The sequence below is a fragment of the Pseudomonas sp. CYM-20-01 genome, from assembly GCF_023169845.1.
Classification (GTDB): domain Bacteria; phylum Pseudomonadota; class Gammaproteobacteria; order Pseudomonadales; family Pseudomonadaceae; genus Aquipseudomonas; species Aquipseudomonas azotoformans.
Map to the genome: position 1 here is coordinate 4155701 of NZ_AP025169.1, position 20667 is coordinate 4176367.

A 20667-nucleotide genomic window follows, 5' to 3' on the forward strand; every position below is an offset into this window, starting at 1 on the left:
CTTGAGCAAACGAATTGACCTGGTCCCTGGAGCATCCCATGAAACAGCACATCCTTATTATCGGCGCCGGGTTCGGTGGCGTCTGGAGCGCGTTGAGCGCTGCGCGCCTGCTGGACAAACATGATCGCCACGACGTGCAGATCAGCCTCCTCGCCCCACAGCCGGAACTGCGCATCCGCCCACGTTTCTACGAGCCCGCTGTACACACCATGCAGGCGCCACTGGGTCCGTTGTTCGAAGCCGTGAACGTCAAGTTCATTCAAGGCGCGGCTGACAGCATCGATGAAAACGCCAAACACGTGACCTACCGGGATACGGCCGGCATCTCCACCACGATCCCGTACGACCGCCTGGTGCTCGCCGCCGGCAGCCGTCTGAACCGTCCGCAGATGCCAGGCATCGAGCATGTCTTCGATGTGGACCAGATCGAGGATGCCACGCGCCTGGAAGCTCATATCACCGCGTTGAAAAACCTGCCTGATAGTCCCGCGCGCAACACGGTGCTGGTCGCTGGCGGTGGTTTCACCGGCATCGAGACCTCCACCGAAATGCCGGCGCGTCTGAGGGCAGCCTTGGGTGACGATGCCGATATCCGCGTCATCGTCGTCGACCGTGGCCCGCAGATTGCCGCCTCCATGGGCGATGGCATCCGCCCATCGATCATCGAAGCCAGCAACGCACTGGGCCTGGAATGGATATTGAACACGTCGGTGGCTTCAGTGGATGCCAGCGGCGTGACCCTGGCGGATGGACAACGCATTGAATCGAAAACCGTGATCTGGACCATCGGCTTCCGGGCCAACCCGCTCACCGAGCAGGTCAGCGGTGCCCGCGATCCCCAGGGCCGCCTGCATGTAGACGGCACCCTCAAGGTCAAGGGCCAGGCCGACGTGTTCGCCGCCGGTGACGTGGCTTACGCCGCCACCGACGACCTGGGCAACTTTGCCGGCATGTCCTGCCAGCACGCCATCGCCCTGGGCCGCTATGCCGGCAATAACGTCGCCGCCGACCTGATCGGCGTGGCGCCGATGACCTACCGACAACCCAAATACGTGACCTGCCTCGACCTCGGCGCCTGGGGTGCCGTGTACACCGAAGGTTGGGATCGCCAACTGAAGCTGGTTGGTCAGGAAGCCAAGGACCTCAAGCATCAGATCAATACCGTGTGGATCTACCCACCGGCCGCCGAGCGTGCTGGCGCGCTGGCGGCGGCCGACCCGTTGATTCCGGTGGCCTGAAGCCCGTACTCCCGGGCGCCCGCCGCTGTTGTTCAGGCGGGCATTTTTTTGCGGCATTCATCCATTGATCGAGCCGCCACCGCGCCCATCACCCCGCCCACCATCGGCGCCAGCCAGAACAGCCAAAGCTGTGCCAGGTAATCCACCCCGGCAAACAACGCCGGCCCGGTGCTGCGCGCCGGGTTGACCGAGGTATTGGTCACAGGGATCAGGACCAGGTGAATCAAGGTCAGTGCCAAGCCAATGGCAATCGGGGCAAAGCCAGGCACCGCGCCGGGTGCGGTGACGCGCATAATGATGAAGACGAAGAAAAACGTGGCGATCAGTTCAGCCAGCAACGCGGACTTCATGTCGAAATGACCGGGGCTGAGCGGACCATAGCCGTTGGCGGCAAAACCGCCCACCGCGAAATCCGGCTGCCCGTTGGCAATCAGGAACAATGTGGCAGCGGCCGTAATCGCCCCCGCGACCTGCGCCACGATGTACGGCAGCACATCAGCGCCCTCGATACGGCGCCCCACCCACAGGCCGAGGGTCACCGCCGGGTTGAAATGCCCGCCGGAAATACCGCCCAGCGCATAGGCCATGGTCAACACCGTCAGCCCAAACGCCAGGGAAACGCCCACAAAACCAATGCCCAACCCGGGGAAAGCAGCCGCCAGGATGGCGCTGCCACAGCCGCCGAAGGTCAGCCAGAAAGTACCGATGAACTCTGCAGTCAAACGTCTTTGCACAATCAACTCCATTGCAGCTCAAGTGCCGTCACCACGGGAGGTGGGCGGTCCGGGGCGACGGTAGCAATGGGTATCAATATGTCCTGTAAGACTTGTCTGGTTTTAACGGCTGACAACGCCCTGCCCAAATTTCCTGATCGCCAGGCAGTAACCGATCAACGCTACCGCCGCCAGCAACCCACCGGCCGCGCCGATCCAGGCGAAGCCGAACTGGCTGCCGACCCAACTGCCCATCAGCGCACCGCCGCCAATGCCGATGTTGTAGATGCCGGAGAACATCGCCATGGCCACGTCGGTGGCGTCGGGTGCCAGCACCAGCACCTTGGATTGCATGGCCAGGCCGAAGCCCATGATCGCCATGCCCCAGAAAATGCTCAGTACCACCAGGTAAGACTCGGCACCGCTCAAGGGCAGCAGTAACGCCAGGCAGGCGGCCAGGATAAACACTGCGCCCACCACGAACAGATGCGGGTTGAAACGGTGCACCAGGCTGAACAGCAGCGAACCGATGATGCCCGCGCCGCCGAACACCAGCAGGATCAGGGTCACCGCGCTGCCGCTCATGCCGGCCACGCCTTCGACGAAGGGTTCGATGTAGCTGTAGGCGGTGAATTGCGCAGTGACGGTCATGGCGGTCAGCACATACAGCGCCACCAGCGCCGGGCGCTTGAACAGCAGCGGCAGGCTGCGCAACGAGCCGGAGTTCTGGCTCGGCAACAACGGCAAGGTGCGCGCCAGCCAGAACACCAGCGCAGCGGCGAACGCGCCGATCACCAGGAACGTGGTACGCCAGCCCATGGCCTCGCCCAGCAGGCGGCCCAACGGAATCCCCAGCACCATCGCCAGGGAAGTGCCGGTGGCCAGCAGACCGAGCGCTTGCACCTGCTTGCCTTCCGGCGCCAAGCGAACCGCGAGTGAGGCGGTGATCGACCAGAACAGCGCATGGGACAGGGCGATGCCGATACGACTGAGCATCAGGATGCCGAAACTGGTGGCGACACTGGAAAGGATATGACTGGCGATAAACAGGCCGAACAGCACGATCAGCAGCTTGCGCCGCTCCACGTTGCGGGTCAGCAGCATCACCGGCAATGAAGTCAGGGACACGATCCAGGCATAGATAGTGAGCATCAGCCCGACGCTGGACACCGGCATGTCGAAACTGGCGCCGATGGCACTGAGCAGCCCGACGGGCACGAATTCGGTGGTATTGAACACAAACGCGGCCAACGCGAGAGCGAAGACCGGTTGCCAATTGGCTTGGGGCGTTGCGGCTGAAATGCTCATGGAACGGCGCGGTACTCTGGCAGTGATCAAGCGGGAGCGGTGATCGAGCGGCCACCCAGGACAAGCGCCGCCGCCGAGCATTCTATAGGTTTCCGGCCCGACTGTTGGCGCTCATCCCGCTCAAAATGACCTCAACCGGGTCAGGGTGCCGTCATGGTGACCACGTAGGCGCCCGATTGAACCGGCTTGCCGAGGGCATCCACCAGCACATACCGCTGGTCGAAATAGCGCCCGTTGGGGCTGTCGGCCACCAACTTGACGTTGACCGCCGAATTGCCCAGCGCGGTCACACTGCGCACCGACTGTGCCTCGAACTGGCTGCCACGCAGGGCTTGCGGGCATCCATTGAACTCCACTGTCGCCCCGCCCGACGTACTGGGGTTACAACCGGGCTCGACGATGCTGCCGTGAAATTGAATGACACCGGAAGATGCCGCCAGGCATGCCCCCGTCCATACCGCAAGAACACCGGTAACCAGTGACAAACGTAAAACGTTCATGTCGACGCTCCTTCTTGGGCTGTTAAGAAGTAAGTCGTCTGGCCCGGCGTTTACTTGAGGTTATTCGTCGGTGTCTGAAAGAAAAGTTACGGGTCCACCTGCCCCATCAATTCCGGAATCGACTCCGGCCGATTCGCATAACGCTGGGCCAACGCCGCGCAGACCATCAACTGGATCTGGTGGAACAGCATCAGCGGCAGGATCAGCACGCCCATGCTCGCCCCGGCGAACAGCACCTGAGCCATCGGCACACCGGTGGCCAGGCTCTTTTTCGAACCGCAGAACAGGATGGTGATGCGGTCTTCCTGGTTGAAACCGAACGCCTTGCCAAGCACCGTGGACGCCACCAGCACCAGGCCCAGCAACACGCAGCACGCCACCACCAGGCCACCCAGTTCCCACAGCGGGATCTGGTGCCAGATACCTTCATTCACCGCTTCGCTGAATGCGCCATAGACCACCAACAGGATCGAGCCCTGATCGACGAATTTCAGCCAGGACTTGTTGCGCCCGACCCACTCACCAATCCAGCGACGGGCGATTTGCCCGGCGATAAACGGCAGCAGCAATTGCACGCTGATTTTCAGGATGGCGTCGACCGTCGAGCCGCCGTCGCCGTGCACATTGAGCAGCAGCGTCACCAGCAACGGTGTCAGGAAGATGCCGAACAGGCTGGACGCCGCCGCGCTGCAGATCGCCGCCGGGATATTGCCCCGCGCCAGGGACGTGAACGCAATCGCCGATTGCACCGTGGCCGGCAAGGCGCACAGGTAGAGCATGCCCATGTACAGGTCTTTGCCGATCAGCGGCGACAGCACCGGCTTGAGCGCCAGGCCCAGCAGCGGGAACAGCACGAAGGTCAGGCTGAACACCAGCAGATGCAGGCGCCAGTGCCCGGCGCCGGCCACGATGGCCTGGCGCGACAGCTTGGCGCCGTGCAGGAAAAACAGCAGCGCGATGGCCAGGTTGGTCACCCAGCCGAAGGCCACGGCGGTCTGGCCGCTGGCGGGCAGCAGGGAAGCGAGAATCACCGTGGCGATCAGGGTCAGGGTGAAGTTATCGGGCAGGAAACGGGGGCGAGTCATAAGCAGGATCTTCCGGGGGTTGCCAAGAGCGTCATCGCGACTCTAACGTAACGGCTTGTTACCGACTAACGCCAACGAGCCAACAAATGCCGCCTAAAGGACATGCCAACACCGTGCGCCGTAGCGTGCCCGGGCTTTCCAGCCTGCCACGGCCGGTGTATGGGCGCACCGAATCGCTGCCCAACCGTGCGCTGACCCGCCGGCACAGCCACCCGTGGGTGCAATTGTCCTACGCGATTTCCGGGGTGCTGGAGATCCAGACCAGCGTTGGCCGTTTCGTCGCGCCCCCCCAGCGCGCGGTGTGGATTCCAGCCGGTGTACCGCATCGGGTGTTCAGTTCGCCCCACACAGAGATGCGCAGCCTGTACCTGGATTGCAGCGTCACCACCTGGGCGGCCGAGCGCTGTCATGTGCTGGCGGTGAGCAGCCTGCTGCGCGAGTTGATCCGCAGTTTCAGCGAACTGCCGGTGGAATATGCCGAGGATGGGCCGGACGGGCGCCTGGCCCAGGTGGTGCTGGACCAGCTGGCGGCGGCGCCGCACGTCGACCTGATGCTGCCACTGCCGCTGGACACACGCCTGCGGCCGATCTATCGCAGCCTGAGTGCGCACCCGGAACAGCAAACGACCTTGGGCCAGTGGAGCCAGAAACTGGGGGTAAGCGAGAAGACCCTCAGTCGGTTGTTCTTGAGCGACACCGGGCTGACGTTCCGCGCCTGGCGCCAGCGCCTGCGCTTATTGAGCGCCCTGCCCGCCCTGGAGCAAGGCGAGCGGGTCACGGATGTGGCGCTGGGGTGTGGCTATGAGTCGACGTCGGCGTTTATCAATGCGTTTCGGCAGCAATTCGAGGCCACGCCCGGCGAATTTTTCCGCTGACATCAGCTGCCATTGCCGCCATGGGCCTCTTCGAAGAAGTAGTCCTTCCAACTGGCGGCCTTGTTTTTCAGCACGCCCAATGCCTGCAATTTCTCGGCGTAGATGTAGGTACGCTGCGGCGCGATGGTGAAGTCGATCTCCGGGTCCTGGACGATCTTCTCTACCAGGTCCAACGGCAACTTCGACTGTTCTACGCGGATATACGCCTTGGCTGCCGCCGGCTTATCAGCCTTGATGATCTTCTCCGCTTCGGCCAGCGCGGCATAGAACGCCTTGTAGGTCTTGGGGTTTTCGTCGTGGAATTTCTGCGTGGTGTAGAGCACGTTGAACGTAGCCGGCCCACCGAGGATGTCGTAGGAACTGAGCACCTTGTGCACATTCGGATTCAACAGTTCCTGGTACTGGAACGGCGGGCTGGAGAAGTGCGCGTTGATCTCCGATCCCCCGGCAATCAGCGCAGCAGTGGCACCGGGGTGAGCCAGGCTGATGGAGATGTCGTCGAACTTCTTGAAGTTGGCGTCGCCGAACTGCTTGGCGGTCTCGATCTGCAAGGTGCGTGACTGGAAACCCACGCCGGCGGCGGGCACGGCGATGCGATCTTTTTCGCTGAAGTCCTTGAGGGTCTTCACGTTGGGGTTGTTGGTCAGCAGGTAGTTGGGCATCGAGCCCAGGGAGGCGATGGCCTTGACGTTCTGCTTGCCCTTGGTGCGGTCCCACAGGGTCAGCATTGGCGGTACACCGGCAGAGACTACGTCGAGCGCACCGGCCAGCAGCGATTCGTTCATGGCGGTGGCGCCGGAAATGCTGTTCCACTCCACCTGGATATCCAGGCCCTGTTCCTTGCCGTGTTTTTCGATCAGATGCTGGTCACGCACCACGTCGAGGATCAGGTAGCCGATGCCGAATTGCTGGGCGATGCTGATCTTGCCTTCGGCCTGGGCGCCGATACTGATCAGGGCCGTCGCAGCCGCCAACAGGGTCAGGGAGGAACGCTTGAAAGTCATGGGAGTCTGCCGCGTTTTTTAAGAAGGTGATGGAGCCTAGCGACGTTTTTTTAGACTGGAAAAGAATATCTGGATCTATTGTTATGCAAATGGCCCACAAACCAGCGCTCGGCTGCTATTGTGCCGCGTTTTGAAAAACTGCCGAACCAGCGAGGAAATGGACGTTGAACACTGACGAAAAAATGACCGGGGACCTGTTCGAGGTGGATAAGCGCCTGTCACTCAAACCCGTGGTGGACTTCAACGCCTACCTGCGCAGCGCGTTCGGCGACGGCCCGTGCAGCTGCATCCGCTGCACCAGCGGTAACGGTGATGAAAGCGGCTATGAGTTCCAGCACAGCTTCACCTTCGACGGCAAACCCACCCAGCGCCGCTTCGCCACCACGGCGGGCAGCGATGTGTTGCAAGTGTTGAAGAAGGCCTGGTTGTCGTACACCAAGGCCGAGCTGCCGTTGAGCGGTGTACTGGCGCTGGATACGGTGAAGGAGTTTGTCGAGCCGCAGTTGCACAAGCGGTTGATACCGCTGTTTTTGGCCAGTGGGTTGGTCAAGGATGTGGAGGGGGCGTTGCAGGTTCAGCCGCAGGCGGCGTAAGCCACATTTTGTCGAGCAGGTAGATGGTTGTGGCGAGCGGGCTTGCCACAACAAACCCGCTCAATACACTTGCGCACGGGTCTGGCTGGTCGAACCCGTATAGTACGTCGCGCTCGGCTCTTATTGAGTCACGCCTGCAAAGTTTATTAGATAGCGGTGAACTTGCACATAAACCACCCACCTACTAATACAAAGCCAAAAAAATCTCCTTATTCACTTGAAAACCTTAAAAAGCCTACTGATTTTTCATAGAGTCAGGACATTCACCCTCAGCAGCTTTTCTTTCGGAATGAGAAAAACAACATCACTACACTCGATAGGCCATAAGACCCGTTGTGAACATAAAGTTTAGCTCCCCTAGAGTGGGCGGCCGTGGAGAAGGTTTTGGAACTGGAGCCGGAGCCGGAGCTGGAGCCGGGCGTGCAAAATCCTGTTCCTCATAATATATTTCATGGTACTGCGTATAAGAAACATTGCTGCGATTTAAACCCCCAGCAGCAATGGATTGCTCTAACAACTTAGAAGTGACAACTACACCTCTAATTTCCTCTAGAAAAAAAGTCCGCGCCATACTCGTTTCATCTTCCTGAAGCGTTACAATTCGCGCATCAGCATCCAAGCTCGTCACGGTTCCAGCACACACTTTAGTTAAATCAGGAAGCACAACTAAGAACTCATACCTGGCGCCAACTTCCAGAATCATACTTATCTTACACAGTGAATTTTCCATGACAACACCTCCTTCGTCAGTGTTGCCTTTAGCTTCCACCAACTCAACACCCTCGACACCTGTCAACAATGACAGCTCGGCAGATCAAATTGAAATATACAGCCTATATATTTACGCTAAAGGTCATAACTTTGGGGCGTGACGTATGCCCTTTTCCTCTGAACCTAATCGTCCCATCGCGTTAAGCTAACCAAAAGATTATCTGCAACCAAGGACCGCAAAACAGCACGCAAATCGCGCTGTTCTGCGTTTTCCCAAGGCGCAATTACTTGCGCGCCGCCTCCCACTGCTTGAGCAGGTCGTTATAGCCCACGGTCTCACCCTTCGGCTTCTCGTTGGCCAGTTTCGGCTTCGGCGCGCCCGGCTGGTCGAACCAGTACTGCGCATCACGCTCGGGGTTCATTTTCGGGCCGCACACTGGTTGCACCTTGGAGCGTTCCAGGCGCGTCATGATCGCGTCCTGTTCCTTGGCCAGGTTGTCCAGCGCTTGCTGCGGGGTTTTCTCGCCGCTGGCTGCGGCGGCGATGTTGCTCCACCACAGTTGTGCCAGGCGTGGGTAGTCCGGCACATTGGTGCCGGTCGGGGTCCACTCGACACGGGCCGGGCTGCGGTAGAACTCCACCAGGCCACCGAGTTTCGGCGCCATGTCGGTCATGGCCTGGGAGTTGATGTCGGATTCACGGATCGGCGTCAGGCCGACGATGGTTTTCTTCAGCGAGACGGTTTTCGAGGTCACAAACTGCGCGTAGAGCCAGGCCGCGAGTTTCTGTTTCTCAGGTGTCGACTTGAGGAAGGTCCAGGAGCCTACGTCCTGATAGCCCTTCTTCATGCCCTTTTCCCAGTAAGGTCCCACAGGCGACGGCGCCATGCGCCATTTCGGCGTGCCGTCGGCATTCACCACCGGCAGGCCCGGTTTGGTCATATCGGCGGTAAACGCGGTGTACCAGAAGATCTGCTGGGCGATGTTGCCCTGGGACGGCACCGGGCCGGACTCGGAGAAGGTCATGCCCGCGGCTTCCGGTGGCGCGTAGGCTTTCATCCAATCCACGTATTTCTGTGTGGCAAACACGGCGGCCGGGCCGTTGGTGTCGCCGCCACGGGTGACGCTAGAGCCCACCGGGTGGCAGTCCTCCACACGAATGCCCCACTCGTCCACCGGCAAGCCGTTGGGCAAGCCCTTGTCGCCGCCACCGGCCATGGAGAACCAGGCATCGGTGAAGCGCCAGCCCAGGGACGGGTCTTTCTTGCCGTAGTCCATGTGGCCGTAGACACGTTTGCCGTCGATTTCCTTGACGTCTTCGCTGAAGAACTTGGCAATGTCTTCATAGGCCGACCAGTTCACCGGCACGCCGAGGTCATAGCCGTATTTTTCCTTGAACTTGGCTTTCAGCTCCGGACGCTCGAACCAGTCGGCGCGAAACCAATAGAGGTTGGCGAACTGCTGGTCGGGCAACTGGTAGATCTTGCCGTCCGGCGCGGTGGTGAAGGAGATACCGATAAAGTCCTTGATATCCAGGGTCGGCGAGGTGAAGTCCTTGCCTTCGTTGGCCATCAGGTCGGTGATGGATTCAGTCTTGCCGTAGCGAAAGTGCGTACCGATCAGGTCCGAGTCGTTGACCCAGCCGTCGTAGATGTTTTTGTCGGACTGCATCTGGGTTTGCAGCTTCTCCACCACGTCGCCTTCCTGCAACAGGTCGTGGGTCAGCTTGATCCCGGTGATTTCCGTGAAGGCCTTGGCCAGCACCTTGGACTCGTACTCGTGGGTGGTGAGGGTTTCCGACACCACGTTGATCTTCATCCCACGGAACGGTTCGGCGGCCTTGATAAACCACTTCAATTCCTCCAGTTGCTGATCGGCCGTGAGGGTGGACGGTTTGAACTCGCTGCCGATCCATTTTTTCGCAGCATCTTCGTACGCATCGGCCCAGGCCGAAGCGCTCAAACCGCTCATAGCCAGTACGGCGGCCAATGAAATGCTATGTCGCAGCTTATTGTTCTTATTCAACATAGAGACCTCCTGGTTGTTTATTCATAAGGGCACTAGCCCCAACGCATCACACTCAACAGCCATACCAGGGAGAGCGCGGACGCTACCCAGATGCTCCAGTCGGTAACGCCGATCACCAGCAAATGCAGGTAGGCGCTGCCGAGAAGACCGATAAACAAACGATCACCACGGGTGGTGCTGATCGGCAAAAAGCCCCGCCGGGGGATGCTCGGCGAGCGCAGTTCCCAAGTGGTCATGCCCGCAAGGATCAGGGCTATGCCGCCAAAGAACAGCGCGGTGGGGGTGGTCCAGGCCATCCATTCCATCATCGACTCCTCAGACCCGGCCCAGGGCAAAGCCCTTGGCCACGTGGTTGCGAACAAACCAGATCACCAGCATGCCCGGAAGGATAGTCAACACCCCCGCCGCCGCCAGCACGCCCCAATCGATACCCGACGCCGACACCGTGCGCGTCATGACTGCCGCAATCGGCTTGGCGTTGACCGAGGTCAGGGTGCGCGCCAGCAGCAGTTCGACCCAGGAAAACATGAAGCAGAAAAACGCCGTCACGCCGATGCCGGAGCCAATCAACGGGATAAAAATCTTCACGAAAAACTTCGGAAACGAGTAGCCGTCGATGTAGGCGGTTTCGTCGATTTCCTTGGGCACGCCGGACATGAACCCCTCCAGGATCCACACCGCCAACGGCACGTTGAACAGGCAGTGGGCCAGGGCTACTGCGATGTGCGTGTCGAACAGCCCTATCGACGAGTACAGCTGGAAGAACGGCAGCAAAAACACCGCCGGTGGCGCCATGCGGTTGGTCAGCAGCCAGAAGAACAGGTGCTTGTCGCCCAGGAACCGATAACGCGAAAACGCATAGGCCGCCGGCAGCGCCACACTCAGGGAAATCACCGTGTTCAGGCTCACGTAGTACAGCGAGTTGAGGTAACCGGTGTACCAGCTCGGGTCAGTGAAGATCACCTTGTAGTTGGCCAGGGTGAAGTCCTGCGGAAACAGCGTCAGCCCGCCGAGGATTTCGGTGTTGCTCTTGAAGGACATGTTCAGCAGCCAGTAGATCGGCACCAGCAGGAACAGGATGTAGACCAGCAGCGGGATCACTTTCTTCATAAACGTAAGACGTTTGCTCATGTTGGCGGCCTCAGCGGTTGGCGTCGGAGTGGGTCATGGCGGTGTAGAACAGCCAGGACACCAACAGGATGATCAGGAAGTACACCAGGGAAAACGCTGCGGCCGGGCCCAGGTCGAATTGGCCTACGGCCATCTGGGTCAGCGTCTGACTCAAGAAGGTAGTGGCGTTACCCGGTCCACCGCCCGTAAGCACGAACGGCTCGGTGTAGATCATGAAACTGTCCATGAACCGCAACATCACCGCGATCAGCAGCACGCTTTTCATCTTCGGCAACTGGATATGTCGGAACACCGCCCAGGGCGATGCACGATCGATCCGCGCGGCCTGGTAGTACACGTCCGGAATCGCCCGCAACCCCGAATAGCAGAGCAGCGCCACCAGTGAGGTCCAGTGCCAGACGTCCATGACCAACACCGTGACCCAGGCGTCCATGGTGTTGGCGGCGTAGTTGTAACTGATGCCCAGGGCGTTGAGGCTGTAACCCAGCAGGCCGATATCGGCGCGACCGAAGATCTGCCAGATGGTGCCCACCACGTTCCACGGGATCAGCAGCGGAATGGCCAGGATGATCAGCACCAGCGACGACCAGCGGCCCTTGGTCGGCATGGTCAGGGCGATGGCGATGCCCAGCGGGATTTCGATCAGCAGCACACAGGCCGAGTAGATGAACTGACGCAGCAGCGAGTCATGCAGGCGCGGGTCGAGCAGCACCTGCTTGTACCAGTCGGCACCGACGAAGTAGCGGCTGGACTGGTCGAAGATGTCCTGCACCGAGTAATTGACCACGGTCATCATCGGGATCACCGCACTGAACGCCACCAGCAGGAACACCGGCAACACCAGCCACCAGGCCTTGTTGTTCTGCACCTTGTTCATGGCTGCACCTCCAGCAGGTAGTCGTCGGCATACACCATCAGCCATTGCGCCGGAAAGCTGATGGACGCCTTGCCCTCAGGCACCGGCTTGTCTTCGGCCAGGCGCACTTTTAGCAGCGCGCCATCGAGGTTGAGAGTGATGATCTTGTAGGTGCCGAGGTCTTCGAGGTGAGTGACATCGGCCTGCAGGGCGTCAGGGTTGTACTCGTCCCAGACATGGATGAATTCCGGGCGGATACCGACCTGCAATTTCTTGTAGTCGGTCGTGGCAATGCGTTGCTGCACGGCCTCGGACAAGGGCAGATGGGTGCCAGCAAAGCGCACCCCGCCCGCCTCAGCCTGCACCTCGATCAGATTCATCCCAGGGCTGCCGATGAAATAGCCGACAAAGGTATGGCTGGGCCGTTCGAACAGGTCACGCGGCGTACCGAACTGCACGATCTGGCCGCCGTACATCACTGCGATCTTGTCGGCAAAGGTCGAGGCCTCCAGTTGATCGTGGGTCACATAGACCATGGTGATGTTGAATTGCTCATGGATCTGCTTGAGCTTGCGCCGCAGTTTCCACTTGAGGTGCGGGTCAATCACCGTCAGCGGTTCATCGAACAGGATCGCCGACACGTCGTCGCGCACCAGGCCCCGGCCCATGGAGACTTTCTGTTTTTCGTCGGCGGTGAGGTTGCGCGCCTTTTTGGTCAGCAGGTTTTGCAGGTCGAGGACTTCGGCAATTTCCTGCACCTTGCTGTGAATTTTCGCCTCGGCCATGCCCTGGTTACGCAGTGGGAATGCCAGGTTATCGAACACCGTCATGGTGTCGTACACCACCGGGAACTGAAACACCTGGGCGATATTGCGTTTTTCCGGGGTGAGGTCGTTGACCACTTGGGTGTCGAACAGCACCTGGCCTTCGGAGGGGCTGAGCAGGCCGGAGATGATATTGAGCAAGGTCGACTTGCCGCAGCCCGACGGCCCGAGCAAGGCGTAGGCCCCGCCCTGCTCCCACACGTGATTCATTGCCCGGATGGCGTAGTCCTCAGGCCCTTTCGGCGCAGGGCTGTAGCTGTGCGCCAGGTTCTGCAAATGGATCTCGGCCATCAGGCAACCCTCGCGACACGGCGCCCGGGGGCCTGGACCAACCGGCCCTGGCCATCGAACACAAACAGTTTATGGGTGGGGATATACACGCGGATCGGCGCGTCGACGTCGTATTCGTGCACCCCCGGCAGGTGCAGCACCAGCAGGAAGTGCTCGCTGCGCACATGCAGGAAGGTTTCCGAACCGCTGATCTCCGCGACTTCCACGGTGACCGCCAGTTCCAGGTCGTCATCGTTGCTCGGCACCAGGCTGATATGGCTGGGGCGTACGCCGAACCGGAACTCGCCTTCGCCGATGGGACGCAGGTCGACGTTCAGCGGGAAGTGCACGAAATTGGCGAAGCTCACCTCGTTGCCACTGATACGCCCCGGCATCAGGTTGATCGGCGGCTCGGAAAACAGCTCAGCGGCCAAGACGGTCTGCGGCTGGTGATACACCTCGGCCGCCTTGCCGCTCTGGATCACCCGGCCTTCGTGCAGGATGGTGGTGGTGCCGCCGAGGGCCAGGGCTTCGTTGGGCTCGGTGGTGGCGTAGATGGCGATGGTGTGGCGCGCTGCGAACAGTTCGCGCATTTCCTGACGCAGCTCTTCGCGCAGTTTGTAGTCCAGGTTTACCAGCGGCTCATCAAACAGAATCAGCTCGGCATCCTTGACCAGCGCGCGCGCCATGGCCGTGCGCTGCTGCTGGCCACCGGAGAGTTCCAGCGGGTGACGCTGGAGGAATTTCTCAATGCGCAGCATTTTTGCGGTTTCCAGCACTTTGCTCTGGATCAGTTCGTTGGACACACCGGCCTCGCGCAAGGGCGAGGCGATGTTTTCGAACACGGTCATGGTCGGGTAATTGATGAACTGCTGATACACCATCGACACGTTGCGCAGGCGCACCGGCTTTTGCGTGACATCCACGCCGTTCATCAGGATGCGGCCGCTGTCGGGCTTGTCCAGGCCGGCCATCAGGCGCATCAGGCTGGTCTTGCCGGACAGCGTGCGACCGAGCAATACGTTGAAGGAACCGGCTTCGAAACGCAGGTTGGCGTCGTCGATCCAGGTCTGGCCTTCGACGACGCGGGAGACATGTTCCAGGGTCAATGACATGACACGACCTTTTTATTATTGGAATGAATCTGGCGAGGTGTCAGAGCGAGTTTCGTGCCAAAACGGCAAGTGGTTGATGTGCAAGGGAATGGCGTAAATGGGATGTTCGGGAGTGAACAATCTGACTGAACAACTGAACAATTCGAGGGTTGACAATGAACAGTTCTGAACAACACTCTCATGACTAACGCAGGACAAATGTGGGAGGGGGCAAGTCGAATCGTCGCACCGCCCCTCCCACATTGACCCGGTTCCAATCGTTAAATAGTGCAAGACCCCATAACAATAAAAACGAAGGTCACCCCATGGCCGACCCACTGGCTCACGACACCCTTATCCAGGAATCCTGGCGCCGTTGCCGCGCCTTTGGCCTGGACCACCAGAGCACGCCCAGCTTCGATCAACTCCCTGCCGAGGGCATCAGCCAATTGCTGGAGAGCCAGCACTCGCTGGTGCAGACCACCCACCAGGAAGTGCTGCCCTACTACGAGAACATCCTGAGCAATTCCAACTGCCTGATCATGCTGGCCGACAACCAAGGCCAGGTGCTGACCAGTTGGGGCACCCAGCGCTTTATCGAGCCGAAGCTGGCCCGTGGTTTCAACCCGGGAGCCAGCTGGATGGAGCGCGCCAGCGGCACCAATGCCATCGGCACTGCGTTGGCCTGCGCCCAGGCGGTGCATATCGAACACGATGAACACTTCCTGAAGGCCAACCGTTTCATGACGGGCTCGGCGGCACCGATCTTCGATGCCCAGCGCGAGATCATCGCGGTGCTGGATGTGTCCAGCGACAGTTACCTGCCGCCCTCCCACACCCTGGGCATGGTCAAGATGATGAGCCAGACCGTGGAGAACCGGCTGATCCTCAACCTGTTTCGCGGCGAACACTTCCAACTGACCTTCAATACCGGGCTGAGCAACCTCGACAGCCAGTGGGCCGGCCTGTTGATCTTTGATGAGAGCGGCCAGGTGCTCTCGGCCAATCGGCGTGCCGACAACCTGCTGGGCATCAGCCTGTCGCGGGTGATGATCGACAGCCTGTTCAAGGTGTCGTTGCTGGAACTGTTGAACCAGCCGGAAGGCCTGCCCTTCTCCCTGCAAGCGGCGGGACGCAACCGCTTCCAATGCTTGTTGAAGCGGCCCAAGCAGACGCCGGTGCAAGCGCGCGTGTTCACCGCGCCGGCGCCATCGAAGCCTGCGCCGATTGGCCTCAAGACCTTGCACTTCGGCGACGCGCGCGTGGAGAAAGCCGTGCGCCAGGCCGAGCGCCTGCTGGAGAAGGACATCCCGCTGCTGATCCATGGTGAAACCGGCGTGGGCAAGGAGGTGTTCGTCAAAGCCCTGCACCAAGCCAGCTCGCGCAGCCATAAGGCGTTTATCGCGGTGAACTGCGCGGCGATTCCCGCCGAGCTGGTGGAATCTGAGCTGTTCGGCTACGAAAAAGGTGCATTCACCGGCGCCAACCAGAAGGGCAGCATCGGCCTGATCCGCAAGGCCGACAAGGGCACGCTGTTTCTCGACGAGATCGGTGATATGCCGCTGCCCACCCAGGCCCGCTTGCTGCGGGTGTTGCAGGAGCGTTGCGTGCAACCGGTGGGCAGCAGCGAATTGTTCCCGGTGGATCTGCGCATCATCTCGGCCACCAACCGTGCACTGCGGGAGTTGGTGCAGGCCGGGCGTTTCCGTGAGGATCTGTACTACCGCATCGGCGGCCTGACCCTGGAGCTGCCGCCGTTACGCGAGCGCACCGATAAACAGGCGCTGTTCCAGCAACTGTGGCAGCAGCACCGCGAGCCGACTCAATGGGCGGGCCTGAGCGCCGAAGTGCTGGCGCTGTTCGAGCAGCACCCGTGGCCGGGGAATTTGCGCCAGGTGAGCAGTGTGTTGCAGGTGGCGCTGGCCATGGCCGAGGAACAGCCGATCCGTGCCGAGCATCTGCCGGATGATTTCTTCGTGGATCTGAAAGTTACCGCGCCACTGCCCACCAGTGAGTACCTGGATGACAGCATCGACCTGAACCAGCGCTTGAAGGCCGCCGGCGGCAACATCTCCCACCTGGCGCGGGAGCTGGGGGTGAGCCGCAATACTCTCTACAAACGCCTGCGCCAGAACGAAAACTAGCGCGGCTTGACCACCACCAGCAGATCGGTGAAGTACTCCACCTGAATCGGCAGGTTATCGGCCAGCGACGACAACGCCGCCGCCGTGTCGTCCAGCTTGAACACCCCGGATACCCGCAGGTTTTGCAGGGCCTGGGGGTCGAAGCGCAGCATGCCGTGGCGATAGCTGGCGAGGGTTTGCAGGACTTCGCTCAGGGGTTGGTCGTTGACCTTGAGCAGGCCCCGGGTCCAGGCGTCGGGGTCGCTGTCGCCGATGGCTTGCGGCGGCTGGGCACGACCGTGGTCGAGCACCGAGCGCTGGCCGGCCGTGACCTTGACTCCTTCGTTGCTTTCACCTTTGACCGCTACCGTGGATTCGATCACCGTGACCAGCGTGGTGCCGTCCTCCGCGCGCTTGACCAGATAACGCGTGCCCAGCGCAGTGGCCGTGCCCTGGTCGGTGCGAACCACGAACGGCCGCTGCGCATCCTTCGCCACCTCGACCCAGAGCTCGCCTTGCAGCAGTTCGATCACCCGTTGATGGCCGTCGAACTTCACATCCACTGCCGAGTTGCTGTTGAGCTGCAACTGGCTACCGTCTTCGAGGGCGATCTGTCGACGCTCACCGACACCGGTACGCTGGTCGGCCATCCACACCGGCAGGTGTTGCAGGCCCAGCCAGCCGCATAAAACCAGGCCGAGCACGCCCATCACCTGCGCGCCACGCGGGCGTCGCGATGTGAAGGCGCGGTTCAGGGCCATGCGCGCGGGCTTGGCGGGCACGGCATCGAGGCTGCCCCATAACGCACTCATGCGCTCGATGGCCACGGCGTGGCGCGGGTCGGCCTGGCGCCAGGCGTTGAACGCCTGGCGGTCGGCGTCGGTCACGCCTTCGTCGTGCAGGCGAGTCAGCCACTGCGCGGCTTGTTGGATGATCTGCTCGGAACTCATGCCAATGGGTCTGCCGGGTGCAGGCTGTGGTAGCAATGCACCAGGGCACTGGAAATATAGTTTTTGACGGTACTGGAGGAAACGTCCAGGCGCAGGGCGATTTCGCTGTAGGTCAGCCCGTCGAGGCGGCTCAACAGGAACGCTTCACGGGCTTTGGCAGGCAAGCCGGCGAGCATCTCGGCGATGCGCTCCAGGGCTTGCAGCGCCACATGAATCGCGGCCGGGTCGGGCATGCCGGCGTCTTCGCACTGGATCAGCAGGGCTTCCATGTAGGCTTTTTCGATACGGCGGCGACGGGCGCCGTCGATCAACAAGCGTCCAGCCGTGGTGGCGAGGAAAGCGCGGGGTTCCTTGATCGCCTGCGGTTCGGCCAGCATCAATACGCGGATGAATGCGTCATGGGCCAGGTCGGCAGCATACTGGGAACACCCGAGTTTTTTGCGCAGCCAGCCGTGCAACCAGCCGTGGTGCTCGCTGTACATCGCCGTGAGGGTCTGCTGGCGAACAGAGTCGCCCAGCGCGGCCGGAATGTCATGCATGCGCAAAAAGATCTCAAATGGTAAGAGTTACCAATTGCGCGAACAATGCCAGTAAAACCTGCCTGGGGCAAGGGCCTGTCTTTAACGCCAACTCCAGGACACGCCGGTATAGATGCCACGACCATCCGCCGGCGTAGAGCGCGCTACATCCAACCCCTTGTCGTCATAACCCGGCGTCACGGTATTGGCGTAACGACGGTTGGCCAGGTTGCGCAGGTCGACCCAGGCTTGCCAGTCCTGCTTGGGCGCGTCGTAGCCGAACGTGGCGCCGAGAACGGTGTAGGACGCGGCATAGTAGGAATTGGCGTAGTCCACCGCCACCCGCGAGGAATACTCGGTGTTGAGGCTGGTGTAGAAACCCGTCGGATGGCTGTAGCGCACTTGTGCCTGGTAGTAGTGCTTGGGGATGCCCGGCAAGGTGTTGTCGCCGAAGCGGTCATCGTCACGGTAGTGAAAGTCACTGAAGGTGTAGGCCTGGCGCAGGGCAAGCTGGCCGTTGCGGCCGCCGTCCCACAGTGGGCTGAGCAGGCTCAGTTCCACACCCTGGTGCACCGTGGGGCTGGCGTTGGACTCGGCGACGATGGCATTGCTGGTGGAGGTTTGCGCCTGGGTTTCAACGGTGAGCAGTTCGTGGCGCACTTCGGAGCGGTACAGGGCCAGGTCCCATTGGCCGAGCCAGGCCTCACCGCGCCCGCCGATCTCCAGAGTGGTGGCGGTCTGGTTTTTCAGGCTCACGCCCTCCCGTGCCAGGCCTTTGGCTGGACCACCGGTAAAGTATTTGTTGGAACCCCAGATCATCGACCACGCATGCGGCGGCTCGACCGAGCGGCTCAGGTTGCCGTACACCTGCAATTGCGGGGTGAAGTCATAGCGCAGGCCGATGCGTGGTGCGTAGTCCCAGTCGTGCTGGCTGAGCGGCGCCTGGCCTTCAGGGTAGGTGACCTGGGTTTCGCGACGGGTGTAGATCGCCGCCAGGCCGGTGGTCAGCCACAGGTCAGGCACCAGTTCCAGGTCGTTGCCGATATGCAGCACGGTGTCGGAACCCAGGTAGCTGTAGTCGCGAGTCTTGGTACCTGGGGTGTAGCCGGCGGTATTGCCGGCGGGTGTGCGCACGTATTCCGAAGCGCCATTGTTGGGCATCGCCTGGGTGGTACGCAGGCCGACGGTGGTTGTGCTGTCATGGCCAAACAGCGTGTCCTGGCGGATGTAATTGAGGGTGCTGCTGATATCCGTGTAGGCGACTTTAAGGCGGTTGGTGCCTTCGCGCAGGTCCATCGGGTAGTCGTGGTAGGCCAGCCCGACTTCGACCCGGGCGTTGTCGTCCAACTGCAGGGTGGTCTTGTTGGCGATCCAGGTGGAGCCCGGTTGCAGGCGCTTGGAATCGCGGGCGGCGTTGAGGCTGTTGGCCGCGCGCGGGTCGTGGCTGATCTGGCTGCGCGTGAGCTTGCCTGGGGTGTCGTTGGTGGTTTCGCGGTAACGGAAGTAGAAGCGGGTTTCCAGGTCCGGGTTGAAGCGGTAGCCGAAGTTGGCGGCCACGCCCTTGCCGGTGGCGGCGCTCTGGCGCTGGTAGCCGTCGGATTCGGAATCGGTGAGGCTGATGTAGTAGTCGGCATCCCCCAGTACCTGGCCCGAACTGATCTCGCGCTGGGCATAACCTTTGCTGCCCGCTTCGTAACGCAGTTGCAGCTTGGGCGCGTCATAGCCCGTGCGGGTCACGTAGTTGACCGCGCCGCCCAAGGCCAGCGCACCCTGATCAAAACCGTTGGCGCCGCGCAGCACTTCGACCCGGCTTTGCCACAGCGGGTCTTTCAGCTCATAGGGCGTGCCGCCGGGGCCGGTGAGTGGCAGGCCATCGAACATTTCATACAAGCCGGAAGCATGGGAACCGGGACTACGGTTCAGGCCCGAGCCGCGAATCGAGAGTTTCACCCCTTCATTGTTGGCCGCCTTGGCATACACCCCAGCCTGGTACTTGAACACGTCTTCGTTGGTGCTCACCCTTCCCTGCTGCACGCTGTTCATGTCGATATAGTTGGTGGCGCCGGGCACGCTCTTGAGCTGCGCCTGGGCAACTTCAAAGTCGCTGGCTTGGCTGCTGGTGACTTCGACCGGGGCCAATTGCAGGTCTTCGGCGTGCACCAGTGAGCTTAAGGTCAGGGCGGCAAACAGGAGCGGAGGTTGGCGCAGCAGCATCGGGCAGGTCCTTGGAATTCGGGGGGCACGTGGTGGGAAGACAGGGGCGCCCGCCAGGTCACTCCTTATTAACGGACCAGACCCTTCCTACACCAACGTCGGACCGAGACTATTCTCTGCAGGATGGTGGCAGAGCAGTAGGAAGTGGCGAGCGCGCTTGTCCCGCGTTGGGCTGCGAAGCAGCCCCAAAACCAGCAGCCGAAGAGTGCCTGACTCACCGCATTCTTCCTTCCAGGGTCGCTTCGCAACCCAACGCGGGACAAGCCCGCTCGCCACCGATGCAGTGTTCGTCTTTAATGGGAGGGTATCAGCCAGATATGGCCGGTTTTTCAAAGACCTTGAGAGGGATGGCTTTTAAGCCTGGGAGGTTTGCGATTTCAACCTCCCGAAAACGCATAGATTTTTTCAGCAGCTCACATACAGATCACTTTGGGGTCGCTGTCTGTTCGAAATTGCGACCAACCTCCCCGCGTCGAATGTATCACTTGGTTTTGTATCCCAGGTAAGGCAGTCGCCTGTACGTTGACGCTTTGGCCTCCTGGGCTGTTTTCTGTGAAAAATCTGAAGCTGATATGACAAGTATGGGGCTTATCGTCCGTATTGGTCGCAAACACGTCCAATCCGGACTGGTCT

The 20667-nt window shown here is 60.8% G+C and carries 19 protein-coding genes; 4 read left to right on the forward strand and 15 right to left on the reverse strand.

Annotated elements, in window-relative coordinates:
* The first annotated feature begins 38 nt into the window (after positions 1–38).
* Positions 39–1238, forward strand: coding sequence for an NAD(P)/FAD-dependent oxidoreductase (locus M2497_RS18535; RefSeq protein ID WP_248482217.1), 1200 nt, complete (start codon positions 39–41; stop codon positions 1236–1238).
* A gap of 32 nt (positions 1239–1270) precedes the next feature.
* Here M2497_RS18535 and aqpZ read toward each other — a convergent pair whose 3' ends face one another.
* From aqpZ to M2497_RS18555, 4 genes are all read right to left on the reverse strand, one after another.
* Positions 1271–1984 (reverse strand): aquaporin Z, encoded by a 714-nt coding sequence (gene aqpZ, locus M2497_RS18540; RefSeq protein WP_248482218.1) that lies wholly within the window; start codon positions 1982–1984, stop codon positions 1271–1273.
* A 90-nt stretch (positions 1985–2074) separates the two neighbouring features.
* Entirely contained in the window at positions 2075–3259 is a 1185-nt protein-coding gene (locus tag M2497_RS18545) for a sugar transporter (protein ID WP_248482219.1), read from the reverse strand.
* Between the two features lie 140 nt (positions 3260–3399).
* Positions 3400–3759, reverse strand: a complete 360-nt coding sequence (locus tag M2497_RS18550; protein ID WP_248482220.1) for a type 1 fimbrial protein — start codon at positions 3757–3759, stop codon at positions 3400–3402.
* Positions 3760–3845: 86 nt separating this feature from the next.
* Positions 3846–4844 (reverse strand): bile acid:sodium symporter family protein, encoded by a 999-nt coding sequence (locus tag M2497_RS18555; protein WP_058424017.1) that lies wholly within the window; start codon positions 4842–4844, stop codon positions 3846–3848.
* A gap of 86 nt (positions 4845–4930) precedes the next feature.
* On the opposite strand from M2497_RS18555, the gene M2497_RS18560 reads away from it, so the two are divergent.
* Complete coding sequence (locus M2497_RS18560; RefSeq protein ID WP_248482221.1) at positions 4931–5719, forward strand: helix-turn-helix transcriptional regulator; 789 nt, start codon at positions 4931–4933, stop codon at positions 5717–5719.
* Between the two features lie 2 nt (positions 5720–5721).
* Here the strand turns inward: M2497_RS18560 and M2497_RS18565 are convergent, their stop codons facing one another.
* Positions 5722–6723, reverse strand: coding sequence for an ABC transporter substrate-binding protein (locus M2497_RS18565; RefSeq protein ID WP_248482222.1), 1002 nt, complete (start codon positions 6721–6723; stop codon positions 5722–5724).
* Positions 6724–6887: 164 nt separating this feature from the next.
* Between M2497_RS18565 and M2497_RS18570 the strand changes: the two genes are divergently transcribed.
* A complete protein-coding gene (locus M2497_RS18570; RefSeq protein WP_248482224.1) occupies positions 6888–7316 on the forward strand; it encodes a hypothetical protein in 429 nt (142 codons plus the stop codon).
* A gap of 307 nt (positions 7317–7623) precedes the next feature.
* Here M2497_RS18570 and M2497_RS18575 read toward each other — a convergent pair whose 3' ends face one another.
* The 7 genes from M2497_RS18575 to M2497_RS18605 all read right to left on the reverse strand — a co-directional run bounded on the left by M2497_RS18575 (position 7624) and on the right by M2497_RS18605 (position 14250).
* Complete coding sequence (locus M2497_RS18575) at positions 7624–8046, reverse strand: hypothetical protein (RefSeq protein WP_248482226.1); 423 nt, start codon at positions 8044–8046, stop codon at positions 7624–7626.
* Positions 8047–8311: 265 nt separating this feature from the next.
* The gene (locus tag M2497_RS18580; protein WP_248482228.1) at positions 8312–10054 is read right to left on the reverse strand and encodes an ABC transporter substrate-binding protein; all 1743 of its coding nucleotides are present in this window, start codon (positions 10052–10054) and stop codon (positions 8312–8314) included.
* 32 nt (positions 10055–10086) lie between these two features.
* Entirely contained in the window at positions 10087–10359 is a 273-nt protein-coding gene (locus M2497_RS18585; protein WP_003232363.1) for a DUF2160 domain-containing protein, read from the reverse strand.
* 10 nt (positions 10360–10369) lie between these two features.
* On the reverse strand, positions 10370–11185 hold the full coding sequence (locus tag M2497_RS18590) for a carbohydrate ABC transporter permease (RefSeq protein WP_065933878.1): 816 nt from the start codon (positions 11183–11185) through the stop codon (positions 10370–10372).
* 10 nt (positions 11186–11195) lie between these two features.
* Complete coding sequence (locus tag M2497_RS18595; RefSeq protein ID WP_010209674.1) at positions 11196–12062, reverse strand: sugar ABC transporter permease; 867 nt, start codon at positions 12060–12062, stop codon at positions 11196–11198.
* The gene (locus M2497_RS18600; protein WP_248482230.1) at positions 12059–13156 is read right to left on the reverse strand and encodes an ABC transporter ATP-binding protein; all 1098 of its coding nucleotides are present in this window, start codon (positions 13154–13156) and stop codon (positions 12059–12061) included. Before M2497_RS18600 ends, M2497_RS18595 begins: the two co-directional genes overlap by 4 nt.
* Positions 13156–14250: an ABC transporter ATP-binding protein gene (locus tag M2497_RS18605; RefSeq protein WP_248482232.1), complete on the reverse strand. Its 1095-nt coding sequence runs from the start codon at positions 14248–14250 to the stop codon at positions 13156–13158. The genes M2497_RS18600 and M2497_RS18605 overlap by 1 nt, the downstream gene beginning before the upstream one ends.
* A gap of 305 nt (positions 14251–14555) precedes the next feature.
* Here M2497_RS18605 and M2497_RS18610 point away from each other — a divergent pair, with 305 nt between their 5' ends.
* Positions 14556–16373: a sigma-54-dependent Fis family transcriptional regulator gene (locus M2497_RS18610; protein WP_248482234.1), complete on the forward strand. Its 1818-nt coding sequence runs from the start codon at positions 14556–14558 to the stop codon at positions 16371–16373.
* On the opposite strand, the gene M2497_RS18615 is transcribed toward M2497_RS18610, so the two are convergent.
* The 3 genes from M2497_RS18615 to M2497_RS18625 form a co-directional block, all read right to left on the reverse strand.
* On the reverse strand, positions 16370–17302 hold the full coding sequence (locus tag M2497_RS18615; RefSeq protein ID WP_248482236.1) for a FecR family protein: 933 nt from the start codon (positions 17300–17302) through the stop codon (positions 16370–16372). The two genes, M2497_RS18610 and M2497_RS18615, sit on opposite strands and share 4 nt — an antisense overlap.
* Positions 17299–17841, reverse strand: coding sequence for a sigma-70 family RNA polymerase sigma factor (locus tag M2497_RS18620; RefSeq protein WP_248482238.1), 543 nt, complete (start codon positions 17839–17841; stop codon positions 17299–17301). Before M2497_RS18620 ends, M2497_RS18615 begins: the two co-directional genes overlap by 4 nt.
* 81 nt (positions 17842–17922) lie before the next feature.
* Positions 17923–20034 (reverse strand): TonB-dependent receptor, encoded by a 2112-nt coding sequence (locus tag M2497_RS18625; protein WP_248482240.1) that lies wholly within the window; start codon positions 20032–20034, stop codon positions 17923–17925.
* Positions 20035–20667: the final 633 nt, after the last annotated feature.

Bases quoted from the DNA above. Each gene is read 5' to 3' on its own strand.
- M2497_RS18535 (WP_248482217.1), top strand. From the start codon at position 39: ATGAAACAGCACATCCTTATTATCGGCGCCGGGTTCGGTGGCGTCTGG.
- aqpZ (WP_248482218.1), bottom strand. From the start codon at position 1,984: ATGGAGTTGATTGTGCAAAGACGTTTGACTGCAGAGTTCATCGGTACT.
- M2497_RS18545 (WP_248482219.1), bottom strand. From the start codon at position 3,259: ATGAGCATTTCAGCCGCAACGCCCCAAGCCAATTGGCAACCGGTCTTC.
- M2497_RS18550 (WP_248482220.1), bottom strand. From the start codon at position 3,759: ATGAACGTTTTACGTTTGTCACTGGTTACCGGTGTTCTTGCGGTATGG.
- M2497_RS18555 (WP_058424017.1), bottom strand. From the start codon at position 4,844: ATGACTCGCCCCCGTTTCCTGCCCGATAACTTCACCCTGACCCTGATC.
- M2497_RS18560 (WP_248482221.1), top strand. From the start codon at position 4,931: ATGCCGCCTAAAGGACATGCCAACACCGTGCGCCGTAGCGTGCCCGGG.
- M2497_RS18565 (WP_248482222.1), bottom strand. From the start codon at position 6,723: ATGACTTTCAAGCGTTCCTCCCTGACCCTGTTGGCGGCTGCGACGGCC.
- M2497_RS18575 (WP_248482226.1), bottom strand. From the start codon at position 8,046: ATGGAAAATTCACTGTGTAAGATAAGTATGATTCTGGAAGTTGGCGCC.
- M2497_RS18580 (WP_248482228.1), bottom strand. From the start codon at position 10,054: ATGTTGAATAAGAACAATAAGCTGCGACATAGCATTTCATTGGCCGCC.
- M2497_RS18585 (WP_003232363.1), bottom strand. From the start codon at position 10,359: ATGGAATGGATGGCCTGGACCACCCCCACCGCGCTGTTCTTTGGCGGC.
- M2497_RS18590 (WP_065933878.1), bottom strand. From the start codon at position 11,185: ATGAGCAAACGTCTTACGTTTATGAAGAAAGTGATCCCGCTGCTGGTC.
- M2497_RS18595 (WP_010209674.1), bottom strand. From the start codon at position 12,062: ATGAACAAGGTGCAGAACAACAAGGCCTGGTGGCTGGTGTTGCCGGTG.
- M2497_RS18600 (WP_248482230.1), bottom strand. From the start codon at position 13,156: ATGGCCGAGATCCATTTGCAGAACCTGGCGCACAGCTACAGCCCTGCG.
- M2497_RS18605 (WP_248482232.1), bottom strand. From the start codon at position 14,250: ATGTCATTGACCCTGGAACATGTCTCCCGCGTCGTCGAAGGCCAGACC.
- M2497_RS18610 (WP_248482234.1), top strand. From the start codon at position 14,556: ATGGCCGACCCACTGGCTCACGACACCCTTATCCAGGAATCCTGGCGC.
- M2497_RS18615 (WP_248482236.1), bottom strand. From the start codon at position 17,302: ATGAGTTCCGAGCAGATCATCCAACAAGCCGCGCAGTGGCTGACTCGC.
- M2497_RS18620 (WP_248482238.1), bottom strand. From the start codon at position 17,841: ATGCATGACATTCCGGCCGCGCTGGGCGACTCTGTTCGCCAGCAGACC.
- M2497_RS18625 (WP_248482240.1), bottom strand. From the start codon at position 20,034: ATGCTGCTGCGCCAACCTCCGCTCCTGTTTGCCGCCCTGACCTTAAGC.